Below are 16,752 nucleotides of genomic sequence, written 5' to 3'. Positions count from 1 at the left end.
ATTCTCGTGCAAGCGCTACCGTCGCGTGCGTGGTGTATGCAAGATCGTTGACCAGGCTCGGGCTCGCCGCAGGGTACGCGCTGGACGCGGCGTTCGGCGATCCCCGCCGCGGCCATCCGGTCGCCCTGTTCGGCCGGGCCGCGGGGGCCCTCGAACGCCGGGTGTGGGCCGACTCCCGCCCCCGCGGTGCCGCCTTCGCGGCCGCTTGCGTAGGCACGGCCGCCGGGGCCGGGGCACTCCTGCAGCTCGCCACGCGGCGGCGCCCCTTCGCGCGCTTTGCCGCCACCGCGCTCGCGACGTGGACCGTCCTCGGCGGCCGCGGTCTCGCGCACGAAGGCGCCGTCATGGCGAGTCTGCTCGACGCCGGTGACGTGCCCGCCGCCCGTCAGCGCCTCTCGCACCTGTGCGGCCGCGACGCGACCGGCCTGGACACCAAGGAGCTGGCCCGCGCGGCGACGGAGTCCATCGCCGAGAACACCTCCGACGCCGTGGTCGCGCCGCTGTTCTGGGGTTCCGTCGCCGGGCTGCCGGGCCTGCTGGGCTACCGCGCGCTCAACACGCTCGACGCCATGGTCGGGCACCACTCGCCGCGCTACGAGCGGTTCGGCTGGGCGTCCGCGCGCGCCGACGACGTGGCGAACCTGCTGCCCGCCCGGCTCGGCGCGCTCGCCGCGGTGTGCTGCGCCCCGTTCGCCGGCGGACGGCCGGAGCGGGCGTGGCGGGTGTGGCGGAGGGACGCCGCGCGCCATCCGAGCCCGAACGCCGGGCAGGTCGAGAGCGCCTTCGCCGGGGCGCTGGACATCCGGCTCGGTGGCGTGAACAGCTACGGCGGGCGCGCCGAGGACCGCGGCACGCTCGGCGACGGGCCGTCGCCCGCGCCGGCGGACCTGCGCCGCTCGGTGCGGTTGTCGCAGGCTGTCGGGCTGGCGGCACTGGCCGGGGCGGTGGCCCGGTGAGGGGGCTGCTCATCGCGGGCACCACGTCCGACGCGGGCAAGAGCCTCGTCACGGCGGGGATCTGCCGGTGGCTGGCGCGGCAGGGGTTGCGGGTGGCGCCGTTCAAGGCGCAGAACATGTCGAACAACTCGATGGTGTGCGCGGACGGCGCGGAGATCGGGCGGGCGCAGTGGTTGCAGGCGCGGGCCGCGGGAGTCGAGCCGGAGGCGGCGATGAACCCCGTGCTCCTCAAGCCCGGAAGTGACTCCCGCAGTCACGTCATCGCGCTGGGCAAACCGTTCGGCACGCTCGAAGCGGGCGAGTACGCGACGGGCCGGAAAGCGCTTGCCCAGCTGGCGTTCGACACGTTCGAGGAGCTGCGGACGCGCTTCGACGTCGTGGTGTGCGAGGGCGCGGGCAGTCCCGCGGAGATCAACCTGCGCGCCCGGGACTACGTGAACCTGGGACTGGCGCGCCGCTTCGACCTGCCCGTGCTCGTCGTCGGCGACATCGACCGCGGGGGCGTGCTCGCCGCGATGTACGGAACGCAAGCATTGTTGGATCCTCCTGATCAAGGATTGTTGTCAGGTTGGATTGTCAACAAGTTCCGTGGTGACATTCGGCTTTTACGACCAGGGCTCGATCGGATTGCCGACTTGACGGGGCGTCCCGTGCTGGGCGTGCTGCCCTGGCTGGACGGGGTGTGGATCGACTCGGAAGACGCGCTCGCCGCCGCGGGGTGGCGGCGCGAGCAGCGGGGCGGGTCGCTGCGCGTCGCGGTGGTGCGCTTTCCGCGGGCGTCGAACGCGACGGACGTCGACGCCCTCGCCGCGGAGCCGGGCGTGAGCGTGCAGCTGACGGCGGATCCGGACGTCGTGCGCACGAGCGACATCGTGGTGCTGCCGGGCACCCGGGCCACTGTGGATGATCTTTCTTGGCTTCGCGCAAGGGGGATCGACGGTGCGCTGAATGACCGGGTGCGGAACGGCAGGCCGGTGCTGGGAATCTGCGGCGGTTACCAGATGCTGGCGGAGGAAATCCGGGACGACGTCGAGTCCGGCGCGGGCGTCGTGCCCGGGCTGGGACTGCTGCCGACGACCGTGTCGTTCACGCAGGAGAAGGTGCTCGCCCGCCCCGTGGGCCGGTGGCGGGGGCACGAGGTCGAGGCGTACGAGATCCACCACGGCAGCGCCACCGCGCACGGTGAGGCCGAACCGTTCCTGGACGGCTGGCGACGCGGCCCGGTGTGGGGCACGACGTGGCACGGCACGCTCGACAACGACGGGTTCCGCCGCGCGTGGCTCATCGAGGCGGCGGCCCAGGCCGGGGTGACGTGGTCCCCGAGCCCGGGCGCGCCGGGTTTCGCGGCACTGCGGGAGTCCATGCTCGACCGGCTGGCCGACGCCGTGGCCGAGCACCTCGACACGGAGGCGCTCCTGCGGCTCGCGACGTCCGGTGCTCCCAGTGGGCAGCGGATCCTGTGAGCGCGCGAACGTCGGCGGACCGCTGTCACGCCGTGATGACTCGCACGCCTTCCCGTTCAAAGGCTTTCACCTGTGCCGGGTCCGCGCCGCTGTCCGTGACCAGCATGCGGATTTCCGCCGGGCCACACACCTTGGCGAACGCGAAGGCGCCCAGCTTCGAGCTGTCCGCCACCGCCACCACCTCCCTCGCCCGTGCCGCGAACAAGCGGTTGACGCTCGCCTCCGCTTCGTGCCGGTGGTAGAGGCCGCGGCCGGCGTCGATGGCGTCGACGCCGATGAAAGCGAGGTCCAGGCTGACCTCCTGCAGGATCAGCGCGGCCAGCGGACCGGTCAGCTCGAACGATCCAGGCCTGGCCACGCCGCCCGTCGTCACGATCTTCACGCACTGGCGCACCGCGAGCTCGTGTGCGATGTTCAGCGCGTTGGTCACCACGGTGAGCGCCGGGAGCGCGTCGCTCTCGTTGAACTCCGGGCGGATCGCCAGCGCGCGGCTGACCTCCGTCGTGGTGGTGCCGCCGTTGAGCCCGACGATCATCCCGCGCCGCACCAGGTCCGCCGCCGCATTGCCGATCCGTTGCTTCTCCACCCCGTGCTTGGCGGTCTTGTGGCGCAGCGGCAGGTCGTAGGCGACCGTGCTCGGGACGGCGCCACCGCGCGTCCGGATGAGTAATTGCCTGCCCGCCAGGTGGTCGAGGTCCCGGCGAATCGTCGCGGGTGAAACGCGAAGTTCTTTCGCCGATTCTTCGACGTCGATCCTGTGCCGCTGCCCCACCATTTCGAGCAGCGTGTTCAGGCGTTCGTGTCGATTCACGCCTAACTACTACCCGCTTTCCCGATGCTTTCGGAATCGGCTGTTCGGGGAAACCCGCCGGGAAATCTCCCGGCGGGTTGTTGGCCGTTCTCTCACAGGCTCCGCAGGAAGGCGAGCGAGGGCATGAAGAAGTATTCGGCCCCCTTCAGCGTCACTGCCTGCGGAATCGGGTCGACCGGCTGCGCGCCGTTGCGGCCCCAGTCCCGGTCGTAGTTCGCCGACGGCCGCTCGCCCTGCCCGATCACGGGGTCGAGGCCGGGGCGCGAGTTGTCCGGCGTCGCCGGGAAACCGGCGTTGTTCGCCCAGTTCAGCTGCGTGAACTCGAACTGGTTCACGAGGTCGCTGTTGAAGGCCATGAACAACAGCCCGACGTCCTTCGTCGGCCGCACCACCGGCGGCAGGTCGGCGCTGGGGTCGTCCAGTCGCCGCCCGTAGGTCTGGCCCCGCCGGGCCATCAGGTGCCGCCGTTCGGCGTCCGGGGTCTCGAAGCCGCCCGAACCACGCGGGTTGGTCTTGCGGATGTGTGCGTGGAACGGGCATTTCTGCCCTAGTTTGTCGCTGTCGTAGCTGAAATCGTTCTCCACCGGCGAGTGCGCACCAGCAGCGCTCTGCGAAACCAGCGGAGTGCCGTCCTCGAAACGGCCGATCAACATCGCGCCCGCGCGTTCCGCGTCCTCGCCTTTCAGGGCCAGCTGGTCGGCCAGATCCTGCTCCGCCTGCTTGAACAGCTGAACGTTCTGTTCCAGTTTCCGGAAAACGAAGTAGCTTCCGAAGTGCACCGCCGGATCCGGCGCCGCGGAATCGGGCACCAGTACCTGGCTCAACGGCGAGGCCGGGTCCCATTCGTTGATCCCGTCAGTGGTGTCGCGCTCGGCGTCGACGTCCTCGGTCAGGAACAGCGGCTGGCTGCGCCCGTCGACGTAACCGAAGTGCTCGATGCCGTCCCCGTTGTCGTTCGACAGCCCGCGCCCGGTCTCCTCGCCGAGTACGGTCACCGACGGTGGCAGCAGCGCCAGCACCTCGCCGCGCTTGGCCTTGGCCGAGGCCGCGGTCGCGTCCCCGACGAGCACGACGGCATCGATGGGCTGCTGGTACGGCGTTTCCCACTCGGTCACCGCCGGGTCGGTCAGCTTCTGCACGGAAGCCTTGGCGCCGCCCAGGAACGGCGCGTTCGCCGGCGGCTGCGCGATCCCCAGCTTCGCGTAGCCGGCCGCGGTCACGCCGAGGCCCACGTAGGCCGTGCCGCTCCCGGTGCCTGCCTTGAACGCCTCGATCTCCTCCAGGTGCGCCTTCGCCGACTTCATCAGGCCGGACAACGCCTTGAGGAACGTCCGCGCCTCGCCGCCGTCCCCGAACCCGAGGAACAGCACGGACAGGTGGTCGCGCACGTGTGCCTTCACGATGTTCGGCTGCAGCTCGGCGAGCATCGTGGCGGCGTCGCCGGTGGCGGTTTTCCACGTGAGCGGGGTGGACAGGTCAACGGCCATGGGAGCCCCCTCTTCGGTGAACCTGCGTGTGCCCCTAAGTGGCGAAACCGCCCCCCGGGGATGCACCCGGCCGCCTCCTTTCACTCGAATGTCGTAATAGCAGGGGAGGAATTCCATGCTGGGTGACAGTAGTTCAGCAGGCGGTCATCGGTTGAGAGTGCCTCCTCGCACGATTCCGCGAGCTCGTGCAGCCTTTGGCCCACAGGCGTTCCCGGTGAGTCTGTGATCCGATGCCGGCTCCGTGAATCGTTCGCCTGAATGGAGGGAGTGGGGGATGATTCCTTCCTCGGTCGAGGCTGAGCTCTTCGACTGTCTTCAGGTCAATCTTGCCGCTCTTGCTGTTCGTCACCACGGTGACACGGCAGCTCACCTGCTTGGTTCGGAACTCGTGTTCCGGCCGAAAACAGGAAGAGGCATCCTGCCGACCGTTGAGCCGTCACTCGACGAACAGTTGGCTGCTGCACGCCGGAAGCTGGGGCTTCGGGTCGTCGACAGCGCCGAAAATCCTCCGGTGCGGAACCTGCTTGCGGACGACGGACCGGTCTTCGTGGTCACGGACGCCTATCACCTGCCGTGGGTTCCCTACCACCACTGCCACCACGTCGAGCACAGTTTCCTCCTGGAGCCAAGCAGTGCTGGTGCTTGTATTTCCGATGCGTATCACAACGACACGCAATGGGGTTCTGCTCGCCCATGTCAGCTGGAGTACAGCAGACCCGCGCTGGCGGCGTTGATCGACGACCTACCGCGGTACGTCGTGGTCCGGTTCGAACCGGAAAGGCTCGGACCTATGCCACTTCCGTCAGTAGAACTCGACCGCGACGAGGTGGAAACCTACATCGCTTCGTATTGCCGCTTCAGCGACAGGAAAGCAGCACTCCAGAGGTTCAGTCTCGAGGTCTGGTTGCTGTTGCGAGCACGTCGCCTGTACATGCGGTACCTGGTCGAGCGGAACACGACCGTGGCTCGCGCGGCACGAGAACAATTGGACAGATGGGCTGACGTGGTGGCTCGGGTCTACCTCTCCTATCGGAGGGTGTACCGGGATCGGCCGGAGCTGCCCGGGATATTCCCGCTGGTTCAGAACGTGCTGAACGAGGACTTCGCAGCGTTCTCGCCTCGGGCCTCCGTGGAGGACGACGGCGGGATCCGTGCGACGGTCAGGGAGACCGTGGCCTCTGTACTCGGAGTCGACGGCCCGCTCGTGGAAAGTGGTGCGTTGACGGATCTGGCGACGTTCAGCTCCTTGCGGATGGTCGAAATCGTGGAACGGCTGGAAAGTGTTTTCTCGGTGGAGTTCCCGCCCGGCAGCCTGCTCCCCGAAAAATTGACACATGTGTCCGATCTGTGCGAGCTGGTGAGAGCGACCCGGCCCTGGTCCGGCTGAGAGGAGAAAGGCATGGACCCCGTGTTTGTCGACCTACTGCGTCCGTTTCTGCCGTTTCTGGGAGATCGGGAGATCACTTCGGAAACCAGGTTGCGCGACTTCGGTCTCGACTCCATGCAGTCGATCGAGCTGTTGTTCTCGCTGGAGGACAGCTTCGACGTCCGGTTGCCGGAAGACGTCCTCACCGAGGAGACCTTCAAAACCGCCGGCAGCCTGTGGGGAGCGACTGCGGCTGCACTCGACGGCGCTCGGGGTGCGGTGGGCGAGACATGACGACACCGGCTCCGCAAATCGTCCCGATGTCGCTGCGCGAACGGGTTGATGCCGCGTGCGCCGTCGCCGAGAGGAACGCCGTCGAGACGGATGCGGCAGCGGAATTTCCCGTGGCGGCTCTGGACGAACTCCGCAGGCAGGGGCTGCTCGGATTGCTCGTGCCGGAGGGGTATGGAGGACTCGGCGGTGGCGTCGACGAATTGCTCGCTGCGACGAACGAGCTGGGCAGAGTCGATCTGTCCGTTGCGATGATCTTCGCGATGCACTGTCAGCAGACCGCCGCGGTGGTGGATCACGCAGCACAGCCGCTGCGGGACTTCCTCCTGCCACGGTTGGCCGAGGGCTTGTACCTCGCTTCGGTCACGACCGAAGTCGGCAAGGGCGGTGATCTGCTCAGCGCCCAGTCACAGCTGACGGCCGATGACGAGTGGTTGGTGATCGATCGAGTGGCTCCCATCGTGACCGGTGGGGCATACGCCGACGGGTTCCTCGTCACTGCGCGAAGCCCGTGGGCACGATCGGAGCGAGAGGTGTCGCTCGTCTACGCCGACCGAAGCCAGTTGCGAGTCGAGACGTCTGGCTGTTGGAACCCGCTGGGGATGCGAGCGAGCCACAGCGTCGCGCTCCGACTCGAGGGACGGGTGCCGGACTGGCAGGTGATAGGCAGGCATGGCGGCTTCCGGGACATCGCGGTCACCGGTTTCGCAGCCCTCGCGCATCTGGGCTGGGCGGCGGCCTGGCTGGGCGCCGCGAGCGGCGCGATGTCGCGCGTGCTGACCCTGTTGCGGTCTCCGAAGGAACGGGGGCGAGTGAACCTGGACTCCGAACTGCTCGTTTCGAGGCTCTCGCAGGCGAGACAGCGACTGGAGACGGTGCACGCACTGATCCGCCACACGGCGAGTCTGGTGGTCAAGACCAAGGAGAATGGTGAAGACCTGTCACGACCGAGGCACCAGCTGCTGATCAACACACTCAAGATCACCGCCTCCGAGGAGACCTACCGAGCCGTCGAGAACTTGATAGACGCGGTCGGCTTGCGGCACGGGTACCTCAAGGACTCACCAACCGGGTTGGAGCGCGTGATGCGGGACCTCCGCTCCGCCGCGTTGAACTTCAACAACGACCGATTGCACCTCGCCGACGGCAGACTGGCCCTGCTCGATCCGGAGGTGGGGTTTGCCTAGTCCGTCTTTGGCTCCGAGCATTCAGGAGACGATGGCCGCGCTGAGCGAGTCCGGTGACCTTTTCCGGCTCTATGATGGCAAGGCGGACGACGGCCTCGACTCGCTGTTGCTCAGGCGGCTGATCGGAGACGCCTGCGCGGAGGGGGATCAGGGGCTGGTGCTCGCTCTCTGCGTGCAGCTCGCGACCGCGCTTCCCTTGCTCGCCGAGACGGCGAAGACAGCTGCGGCTTTGCGGGTTCTCGACGCGTGTTTCTCGGGGGAAGAAGTCCTGGCCGTCGCCGCAACCGACGAGGGGCCGGGGTCGGATTTGGTCGCATTGGGCACCACTGTCACTCGCAGGCGAAGTGGTGACCTCGTCCTGAACGGGCGGAAGCGGTGGATCACGTGCGGTACTCAGGCGCGACACGCTCTGGTACTCGCTCGGCACCGGCCCGGCCGGCACATCACGAACTTCACGTGGCTCTTGGTGCCGACGTCCGCACCCGGGGTGTCTGTGTCCGCAGTGGACACTCCACTGTTCGCCGGGGCAGGGTTGGCTCACCTCGAGCTGGCCGACGTCGAGGTGCCCGACGAGTGGGTCCTCGGTGGCTTCGGTCGTGGTTTGCCGGTGTTCGTCAGACACCTGACCGTGGAACGCTTGGCTTCGGCCACGTGGGCGATCGAGCTCTGCCGGCTGGTGCTTTCCCGTACCGTCGAGCTGGTAGCTGACCGGCGGATCGACGGCGAACCGCTGTCTCGCAACGCTTCGGTGCGGCAGCGGCTGGCAGTCTGTCTCGTCCAGCTGAGCGGCCTGACCGCGCTGTGGGAGCGGTTGCACGAGCGCATCGCGGTGCGACATGACGCGGCTGCCGCGGCGTTGCTCAAGGCGGCCTCAGGCACGACCGCGATACAGGTGCTCGAGGAGTGTTGCCGGCTGTACGGCGCGGAGGGCTTCGGAACGGACGGGGTTCAGCAGTTGCGGACCGAGGCCGCGGTGTTCGGGATCGGAGGTGGAGCGACCGAAGTGATGCTCGACCTGGTCGCCGATCACGTGCCCGATCTGTTGGCCGGGCTCGCTCCGGCCGCGGAATCGGAGAACTGATGCGATCATCGGATCGGACGGCCCCGCGGGCACTGACCTGCTACTCGGCGAACCTGGTCGCGTACCTGGAGCGGGACGACCCGGAGGCCGCGCAGAAGCTCGCCTCGGCCGTCCACCTCTGGGTGAGGACCGACGTGGCGGCGGAAGTCCTCGTCTTCTCCCACCACGACCGCATCGACTTCCACGCCGACGGATCCGCTCTGACCTATCGCACGGCCGAGACCTGGGGAGCCACCAGGGCAGGAATACGAGCCGAGCTCCGACGCCGGGGGCAGGTCCTCGTGGTGGGCAACACCTGGTACGTACCGTGGTCGCCCTCCGCGAAAGCGGAGGAAGTGCCCCACTGGGTGGTGGTGAGCGGGTACGAGCACGAACACTGGCACGTGGCGGATCATTTCGCTGCGCGTACTCCACGTGGTGAGCAGATGCGGTACCGGGGCTGGCTGACCGAGGAGGACTTCCGTGCTCTGCTGACACCTTTGACAAGTCCCACCCCGGAGCAGTTGCACCGTGACCGCCATGCTTTGGGTACGGCCGTGAGCATGCCCGAGTCCAGCCGGTATCGGTGGCTAGAGCGGGCCACGACTGCTCTCGATCCGAGCCCGGCCGACGATGTGGAGTGGATCCGGGACCCGGCCTCGGTTCTGCACCTGATCACGCGCACTCTCCAAGCGGATCCTGGGGTGTTGGCCCGGCTGGCGCTGGACATCTGGTGCGCGAGTCGGCACCAGTGCTACCGCCTCGCGGCACAGGGACAAGGGGAATCAGAGAAAGCCAGAGCCTGGGCGGATCTGCCGAGAGCCGTTCAGTTCGCCGTCGAAGCTCTCCGGCGAGGCCGTCGGCGCACGTCTTCGGTGGAACAGGTTGTCGTGCGCATCTCACGCATGCTCGAAGCCGGAGGAACTCCATGAAGGCATGCGGGACGATGTACGACTGGTTCGCTGCCTCTGCCCGGCGGTACCCCCGAGAGGTTGCACTGGAGGTCGAGGACCGCATTGTCACCTATGAGGAACTGCGCGTCGAGGCCGAACGGATGGCGAAGCGCCTGCTGCCGGAGAGCCGAGATGCCGCTCCCGCGAGGATTGGCCTCCTGGCTGAACGATCGTTGTTCGCCTATGCCGGATATCTGGCGATAGCTTCGCTCGGGGCGACCGTGGTGCCGTTGAACCCCCGTTTCCCACCGGTTCGCAATGCGGCCGTGGTAAAGGCGGCGGGTGTCCGTTACGTACTCTCGCAGGAAGAGCCCCCGGCGGTTTCCTTGCCGGCCAGGATGGTGGAACCGTCCGTCGACCGGCCGGTACGGGAGAGAGATCCCGTTCCTGGACCTGACGACTTCTGCTACATCCTCTTCACCTCGGGTTCCACGGGCAGGCCCAAGGGCGTTCCGATCTCTCATCGAAACCTCGCCGCCTACCTGGACCACATCTGGTGCCGCTACGCGCTCCGACCAGGCGACAGGGTGACCCAGACCTTCGATCTCACCTTCGATCTTTCGGTCTTCGACCTCTTCGCGACGTGGAGCGCGGGAGCGACACTGGTCGTCCCCGACCGGACCGACCTCCTGGCGCCTGCCAGGTTCGTGGCGCGGCGGCGAATCACCCACTGGTTCTCGGTACCGTCCGTCGTGTCCTTCGCCATGCGGCTACGCGCACTGCCTCCGGATTCGATGCCGACCCTCAGGTGGAGCTTGTTCTGCGGCGAGCCGCTCACGGTGGCGCAAGCGCGGGCGTGGCAGACTGCGGCATCCAATTCCGTGCTGGAGAACCTCTACGGCCCGACGGAGCTGACCCTGAGCTGCAGCCGATATCGCTTGTCCCGACGAGAACTGGAGAACGACCGGTCGGCGGGTGAGGTCCTGCCGATCGGTGATCTTCATCCCGGTCTCGAACAGCTGGTGCTCGACGAGGAAAGCCGGCCGAACACCGAGGGCGAGTTGTGCGTTCGTGGGCCTCAGCGGTTCCCCGGCTATCTGGATCCCGCGGACAACATCGGCCGATTCGTTCGATGGGACGGAGGAGAGGCTCAGGTACTGACCGATCCGGCGCAGCCATCGGAACGATGGTGGTACCGCACCGGTGATCGTGTTCGTGTTTCGAACCAGGGACTGGTGCACCTGGGCAGGTTGGACCAACAGGTGAAAGTCCGCGGATACCGCGTCGAGCTCGGCGAGGTCGAATCGGCTCTGCGATCGGAAGCCGGCGTGACCGATGCTGTCGCCTTCCTGGCGGAAGACGGTGACAACAGTGCTATCGAAGCGGTGTGCGCCGGTGAGGACCTACGCCCGGAAAGCCTGATGGCCGGTTTGCGGCAGCGTTTGCCCGAATACATGGTTCCTTCGGCCGTGACCGTGCTCCCCCGTCTCCCGCTCAGCGCCAACGGCAAGATCGACCGACGAGCGCTGACGAAAAAACGAGGCGGTTGCGCGGCGGGTGGTTCTGCCTCCGAGGACCAGGCGTGATGACAGCGGAAAGGGATCTCCTGCACCTGGCGTTGGACGACGCGGAAAGGAGGGTCCCCGGAGCAACGGCGATCCGGGATGCGGCGGGAGACTGGACCTACCGTCAGCTGGCCCGGTTCAGCCGGGAGTTCGCGGCCTGGCTGGTACGGCTCGGCATCGGACGCGGTGACCGGATACTCGTCCAACTGCCGGCCGGCCGCCGAATGGCAGGCATGCTGTTCGGGGTTTCGCGCGCCGGCGGTGTGTTCGTGCCGGTCAATCCCGCGACCAAAGCGTTCCACCTTCGTTCCATCGCCGCCGATGCTGATCCCGCTCTGGTCGTCACCAGTGCGGAGGCCGTGCGCATGTGGCACGGAATCGTCGACGTTCCGGTCGTGGAACTGGACGAGCTGACCTGCGAACTACAGGGTGAGCAGGTGGCCGGGCCAACCGTGCACGTGTCGTCGTCGGCGGATCCAGCTGTCCTCATCTACACCTCCGGGAGCACCGGTACGCCGAAGGCCGTCGTCTGTCCGCACCGGCAGGTGATGTTCGCGTGCCGGACACTGGTCGCCGTGCTCGGCTACCACGCCGAGGACGTGGTCTTCTGCCGCTTTCCGTTGTCCTGGGACTACGGGTTGTACAAGGTGCTCATGACCTGCTTGGCGGGATGCACCATCGTTCTCGCCGATGGCGAGTCCGATCTCCGGTTGCTCGGCAGGATGCGGGAGACAGGCACCACCGTCGTCCCCATTGTGCCATCGTTCGCCGGAATGATCCTCCGTCTGGCGAGGAGGGAAAGGGGGATTCTTCCGCCGATTCGGATGTTCACCAACACAGGTGCTGCGCTGGCGCCGGCCGTGGCGGACGAGCTCAGCCTTCGTTTCCCCGGAGCACGCGTGATCCGCCAGTACGGCCAGACCGAAGCCAAGAGGATCACGGTGATGCCACCGGAAGAACATGGCGAGCGCCCCGGTTCCGTCGGTCGGCCGCTGCCCGGGACACACGTGTCGATCCTGGATCCGCACGGAGGCGAGGTGCCGGTTGGCGAGATCGGAGAGATCGTGGTCTCCGGACCGAACGTGATGGACGGGTACTGGCGGAATTCCGAAGCGACGCGGAAGGTGTTCCGTCGGGACGAAGCAGACGGCAGTATCCGGTTGCACACCGGCGACTACGGCTTCGTCGACGAGGACGGCTACCTCTACTTCCACGGTCGGCATGACGAGGTCTTCAAGCGCAAGGGAATCCGGATGAGCACGGTCGAGATCGAGCACGCCGCGACGGACATTCCTGGTGTCGAGGCCGCAGCAGTGCTTCCTCCCGGAGACAGCCATGACCTCGCGATTTTCGTGGAATCCACCGCCTCGGTGGCGAAGGTGCTGGACGGGCTGAGAGAAAGGCTCGAACCGGCGAAGGTTCCCGTGATCTGCCGCGTGGTCGCAGCGCTTCCGCGCACGGTGCACGGGAAAAGTGCTCGTCAGGCATTGGCACGGCTACTCGAACGAGGCGACCCATGATCGGTGAAAGACTGCGAGCGGAACTGGTCGAAAAGTACGGGACACCGCTGTATGTCTACGAGCTGGACCGGATCGGTGCTGCCCGGCAAGCACTGTTCGACTGTCTGCCGGAGAAGACGGAGGTCTTCTACGCCGTCAAGGCCAACCCACATCCGGAAGTCATTCGCGAACTGGCCGCGCCGGGACAGACCGGGTGCAAGGCCGAGATCAGTTCGGCGGGCGAACTTTCGCTCGTACTCCAAGCCGGCCGGGATCCCGCTGACATCCTCTACACTGGCCCGGCGAAAACCGAACACGAGTTGTTCCTGGCGCTCAAGGCCGGGGTCCGCCTCTTCTCCGCGGAGTCACCGGCCGACCTGGCACACATCGGTGCGGTGGCCCGTGGTCTCGGCGTGGTGGCCGATTGCCTGCTCAGAATCAACGACGTCGCGGTGGGAGCCACCGGCGCCCGGATGACCGGCCGTGCGAGCCAGTTCGGCATCGACAGCGAGTTGCTCGGTGAGTTGATGCCGGATCTCCGCGCCGTACCCGGCACGGTACTCGTGGGGCTGCACTTCTTCTCCCAGAGTAACGCTCAGGACGAACAAGCCCTCCTCGCGGAGTTCGGGCAGGCAGTCGGGACCGCTGTCCGGCTGCAGCAACAGTTCGGTGTGCCCTTGCGGTTCCTCGACCTGGGCGGAGGTTTCGCCTGCCCTTACGGCCGTACCGGTACTCCTCCGACCTACTCGGGACTGCGTTCCGCTCTCGAGGCGATCTTGGATCGGCACCTGCCACGTTGGCGGGGCAACGACGTGCGGATAGCTGTGGAATCGGGCCGCTATCTGGTGGGCGCGAGCGGCACCCTCCTGCTGGGGGTGCGCAGTGTCAAGATCAGCCGGGGCCGACGGTTCGTCCTGCTCGACGGTGGCGTGAACGTCTTCGGTGGGCTCTCCGGAATCGGGAGGCTACTGCCGGTCGAGGTGGAAGTCGGGGCAGGGTGTGGCGCACCGGTGGCGAGCCTGGCAGGCCCTCTTTGCACCCCAGGGGACATCCTGGCCAGGCAGGCAGCAGTACCCGAGGTCGTTCCCGGTGGCACAGTCGCTATTCCGAACGCGGGGGCGTATGGACCCACCGCCAGTCTTCTCGCGTTCCTGGGCCGATCTGCGCCTACCGAGGTCGTGCTGCGAGGCGAGGAGGTCGTCTCCGTGTCGAGGCTGGAATTGCGACGTGTGAGGGAACACGCAGGAAAGGTGGGGTGAGCGCAGTGTCGGCGGTGGTCATCGTGAGTTCCACGGTTTCCGATGCTCATACCTGGAACCTCGTGTTCCTGCAGTTGCTGGTCGAGGAGGTCGGTCTCCCGGTGGTGAACCTCGGGCCTTGCGTGCCGGAGGAGCTGCTGGCAGCCGAATGCCTGCTCCGCGAACCCGCCCTGGTCGTCATCAGCAGCGTCAACGGTCACGGTTACCAGGACTGTCTCGGGCTGATCAGGCGACTGCGCGCGGCGGACCAGCCTGAAGGCATGCTGGTGGTCGCGGGCGGCAAGCTCGCTGTGCTGGCGGAGGGCGCCACCCGGCGAGCCGAGCACCTCAGAAGAGCCGGTTTCGACGCGGTCTTCGACGACGGGCCCGACTCGCTGGTGACTTTCCGCCAGATGCTCGTGACGTTGACAGGCGAGGGGCACCGCACCCGCGGCGTGCCCAGTGAGCTGTCGGCCGGGCGAACCCCCTGATGGAAGCTCCTCCGGACTTCGGCCGGTTCGTGCTCGACCAGGCGAAATCCGAGCGGCTCGTGGTGCAGCCCCGGATGGGATTCGCGGATCCCTGCCACATGCGAGCTGGTCTGGTCGCGACCGGAAGTGCCCGGGCGGTCACGGTGGGCACGATAACCCTCGACGCCCACACACGAGTCGGCCGGTTCGATCTGGCGGACCAGGCTCTTCGGTCCGGTATCCCGCTCAACGGCTATCCGTTGGTCACCCATCCGCTCGAGACGACTCGTTGGGTGACATCGGTGCAGAATGCCGAATTCCCCGTGCAGGTCAGGCACGGGGCAGCCATGCCACACGAGATTTTCCGGATCCTGTGCACTGTACCGCTGACCGCCACCGAAGGTGGCCCCGTCTCCTATTGTCTTCCGTACGGCCGTACCCCGCTGTCGCGATCGATCGAAAGCTGGTCGAGCTGCTGCCGTGCTTTCGCCGGACTACGAGATCGCGGCGTGGAACCGCATTTGGAGACGTTTGGTGGCTGCATGCTGGGCCAGCTCTGCCCGCCCAGTCAACTGGTGGCGCTCTCGGTACTCGAAGCATTGTTCTTCGTACAGCACGGCATTCGCAGTATCTCTGTGAGCTACGCTCAGCAAACCAGCCCGGAGCAGGATCTCGACGCCGTCGCGGCACTGCGTCGATTGTGCCGACGACTGTTACCCCGAGTAGAGTGGCACACCGTTGTGTACGCCTATATGGGTGTTTATCCAAAAACCACAGTCGGCGCCGCGCGCCTGTTGGCCGAGGCGGTCAAGCTGGCAGTTCTGTCGGGGGCTGAACGTCTGCTGGTCAAGACGCAGGTCGAGGCTCAGAGGATTCCCACGATCGACGAGAACGTCGCTGCTCTGGAGGAAGCGGCGGACTTCGCACTGACGATGACGAAGTCCACCAAGCCCGTGATCGACAGCGACAGCCAGACATACGTCGAGGCCGCCACCCTGGTGGAGTCCGTTCTCGAACTCGACAACGACATCGGAGTGGCCTTGCGGAAGGCGTTCAGCCGTGGCCGGCTCGATATTCCCTTCTGTGTGCACCCTGACAACAAGGGAGCGACGATGAGTTGCATCGACGAGGATGGTCGGCTCGGCTGGGAAAGCATCGGGGCACTTCCCTTTGGTGGATCGGTAGGGCGCGGCATGGAGCGCCCCCGCTCCGCGGGTCGTCTACTGGACGCACTAACTTATGTCCAGCGCAAGTTCGACAGCGGTTCGGAGGTGTAACCGAAGTGACGCGGGCGTGACTGTCCGTGTATAGATCTTTTGCCGGGTATTGCCTGGACGGGCGATGAAGTCGCATGGTTTGTATGCCGAAAATCCCTGTGGTACATCATTTTCCTCCTACGTCCTGACCTGGTCGATCTACAATGTACTACTCGTTTCGCTATCGGCTGCCGATGGCGTTGTCCACTGTGGACATGGAACCGTCAGGAGCGCACTTGAGGAACAGTGGGAATGTCCGGTTTTCGGTTCCGGTGCCATGGCTTCCAGGTCCGGAGTCGGCCGCGCGCGTCAGGTCGATCCTGATCGTGGCCGGGGTGCCGACGGTTTTCGTGCTCGCGTGGAGCAGCGCTTACGTCGTCGGCGATCTCGGCGTCCGCAGTACGCCACCGTTCACCCTGCTGCTGGCCCGGTTCGGGCTCGCCGCTGTCTGCATGCTCGTCATCGCGTTCGTCACGAAAGCCGCGTGGCCGCGGGGCGGACGAGCGCTGGCACACATAGCGGTTGCCGGTGTCCTCGTGCAGGGGGTGCAGTTCCTCGCGGTGTACACGGGCTTCAAGCTCGGCGTACCCGCTGCGATCTCGTCGCTCGTGATCGGCATGAACCCGCTCCTCACGGTGTTGCTGGCACGGCCCACGCTCGGAGAACGGCCGGCACCCAAGCAGCTGTGGGGTTTCCTGCTGGGTGCGACAGGAGTCGTGCTCGCCGTGGCGAAGGGGCTCGACTTCTCCGAGCAGTACCTGGCGGGGATCGCTCTCACGGTGCTCGGCCTCCTCGCACTCAGCGGAGGGACGGTCTACCAGAAGAGGTTCTGCCCGGAGATGGACCTGCGAACCGGAACGGCGGTTCAGCTGGTCGCGTCGACGGTCCTCGCCGCGGTGTGCGCGTTCACGTTCGAGGACGTGCACACCGACAATTTCGGGGTGTTCGCCTTCAGCGTGGGATGGCTCGCGTTGGTGAACTCGATACTCGCCTTCACACTGCTCTTCGTGATGATCCGGCGCGGGGAGGTGGGGCGGAGCAGCACCATGTTCTTCCTGGTTCCCTCGGTGACCGCGATGATCGCGTCGGTGACCTTGCGGGAGCCGTTGTCCTGGTACGCGGTGGGAGGCTTCGTGCTCGCCGCGGCAGGTGTCCTGCTGGCCGCCCAGCGGCGAAAAGGCCGGAGCACCCAGGGAGTGTGATCACGGTT

At 66.6% G+C, this 16,752-nt stretch carries 15 protein-coding genes; 13 read left to right on the top strand and 2 right to left on the bottom strand.

Annotated features, from left to right (window positions below; translation table 11 throughout):
* The first annotated feature begins 29 nt into the window (after positions 1 to 29).
* Entirely contained in the window at positions 30 to 956 is a 927-nt protein-coding gene (locus FHX82_RS06515) for a cobalamin biosynthesis protein (protein ID WP_145934742.1), read from the top strand.
* Complete coding sequence (locus FHX82_RS06510; protein WP_145934741.1) at positions 953 to 2,419, top strand: cobyric acid synthase; 1,467 nt, start codon at positions 953 to 955, stop codon at positions 2,417 to 2,419. Before FHX82_RS06515 ends, FHX82_RS06510 begins: the two co-directional genes overlap by 4 nt.
* Before the next feature lie 25 nt (positions 2,420 to 2,444).
* Here FHX82_RS06510 and FHX82_RS06505 read toward each other — a convergent pair whose 3' ends face one another.
* Positions 2,445 to 3,230: a DeoR/GlpR family DNA-binding transcription regulator gene (locus FHX82_RS06505; protein ID WP_145934740.1), complete on the bottom strand. Its 786-nt coding sequence runs from the start codon at positions 3,228 to 3,230 to the stop codon at positions 2,445 to 2,447.
* A gap of 92 nt (positions 3,231 to 3,322) precedes the next feature.
* The gene (locus tag FHX82_RS06500; RefSeq protein WP_145934739.1) at positions 3,323 to 4,717 is read right to left on the bottom strand and encodes a Dyp-type peroxidase; all 1,395 of its coding nucleotides are present in this window, start codon (positions 4,715 to 4,717) and stop codon (positions 3,323 to 3,325) included.
* Between the two features lie 274 nt (positions 4,718 to 4,991).
* Here FHX82_RS06500 and FHX82_RS06495 point away from each other — a divergent pair, with 274 nt between their 5' ends.
* The 11 genes from FHX82_RS06495 to FHX82_RS06445 all read left to right on the top strand — a co-directional run bounded on the left by FHX82_RS06495 (position 4,992) and on the right by FHX82_RS06445 (position 16,744).
* Positions 4,992 to 6,104: an acyl carrier protein gene (locus tag FHX82_RS06495; RefSeq protein WP_145934738.1), complete on the top strand. Its 1,113-nt coding sequence runs from the start codon at positions 4,992 to 4,994 to the stop codon at positions 6,102 to 6,104.
* Between the two features lie 12 nt (positions 6,105 to 6,116).
* Positions 6,117 to 6,377, top strand: a complete 261-nt coding sequence (locus FHX82_RS06490) for a phosphopantetheine-binding protein (protein ID WP_145934737.1) — start codon at positions 6,117 to 6,119, stop codon at positions 6,375 to 6,377.
* Positions 6,374 to 7,561: an acyl-CoA dehydrogenase family protein gene (locus FHX82_RS06485; RefSeq protein ID WP_145934736.1), complete on the top strand. Its 1,188-nt coding sequence runs from the start codon at positions 6,374 to 6,376 to the stop codon at positions 7,559 to 7,561. Before FHX82_RS06490 ends, FHX82_RS06485 begins: the two co-directional genes overlap by 4 nt.
* A 31-nt stretch (positions 7,562 to 7,592) precedes the next feature.
* Positions 7,593 to 8,642, top strand: a complete 1,050-nt coding sequence (locus FHX82_RS06480) for an acyl-CoA dehydrogenase family protein (RefSeq protein ID WP_145934735.1) — start codon at positions 7,593 to 7,595, stop codon at positions 8,640 to 8,642.
* A gap of 134 nt (positions 8,643 to 8,776) precedes the next feature.
* On the top strand, positions 8,777 to 9,553 hold the full coding sequence (locus tag FHX82_RS06475; RefSeq protein WP_145934734.1) for a hypothetical protein: 777 nt from the start codon (positions 8,777 to 8,779) through the stop codon (positions 9,551 to 9,553).
* Between the two features lie 14 nt (positions 9,554 to 9,567).
* Entirely contained in the window at positions 9,568 to 11,100 is a 1,533-nt protein-coding gene (locus FHX82_RS06470; protein ID WP_145934733.1) for an AMP-binding protein, read from the top strand.
* Positions 11,100 to 12,599 carry a class I adenylate-forming enzyme family protein gene (locus FHX82_RS06465; RefSeq protein ID WP_145934768.1) on the top strand — a complete coding sequence of 500 codons (1,500 nt, stop codon included), beginning with the start codon at positions 11,100 to 11,102 and terminating at the stop codon, positions 12,597 to 12,599. The genes FHX82_RS06470 and FHX82_RS06465 overlap by 1 nt, the downstream gene beginning before the upstream one ends.
* The gene (locus FHX82_RS06460) at positions 12,596 to 13,837 is read left to right on the top strand and encodes a type III PLP-dependent enzyme domain-containing protein (RefSeq protein ID WP_145934732.1); all 1,242 of its coding nucleotides are present in this window, start codon (positions 12,596 to 12,598) and stop codon (positions 13,835 to 13,837) included. The genes FHX82_RS06465 and FHX82_RS06460 overlap by 4 nt, the downstream gene beginning before the upstream one ends.
* Positions 13,834 to 14,307, top strand: coding sequence for a cobalamin B12-binding domain-containing protein (locus tag FHX82_RS06455; protein WP_145934731.1), 474 nt, complete (start codon positions 13,834 to 13,836; stop codon positions 14,305 to 14,307). Before FHX82_RS06460 ends, FHX82_RS06455 begins: the two co-directional genes overlap by 4 nt.
* Positions 14,307 to 15,563: a methylaspartate mutase gene (locus FHX82_RS06450; RefSeq protein ID WP_145934730.1), complete on the top strand. Its 1,257-nt coding sequence runs from the start codon at positions 14,307 to 14,309 to the stop codon at positions 15,561 to 15,563. The genes FHX82_RS06455 and FHX82_RS06450 overlap by 1 nt, the downstream gene beginning before the upstream one ends.
* 314 nt (positions 15,564 to 15,877) lie before the next feature.
* Complete coding sequence (locus FHX82_RS06445) at positions 15,878 to 16,744, top strand: DMT family transporter (RefSeq protein WP_221215342.1); 867 nt, start codon at positions 15,878 to 15,880, stop codon at positions 16,742 to 16,744.
* Positions 16,745 to 16,752 lie beyond the last annotated feature (8 nt).

Origin of the sequence: Amycolatopsis bartoniae (assembly GCF_014191255.1) — a bacterium.
GTDB lineage: Bacteria > Actinomycetota > Actinomycetes > Mycobacteriales > Pseudonocardiaceae > Amycolatopsis_E > Amycolatopsis_E bartoniae.
Note: the sequence above shows the minus strand (reverse complement) of the source record. Positions and strands in the feature narration are given on the sequence as shown.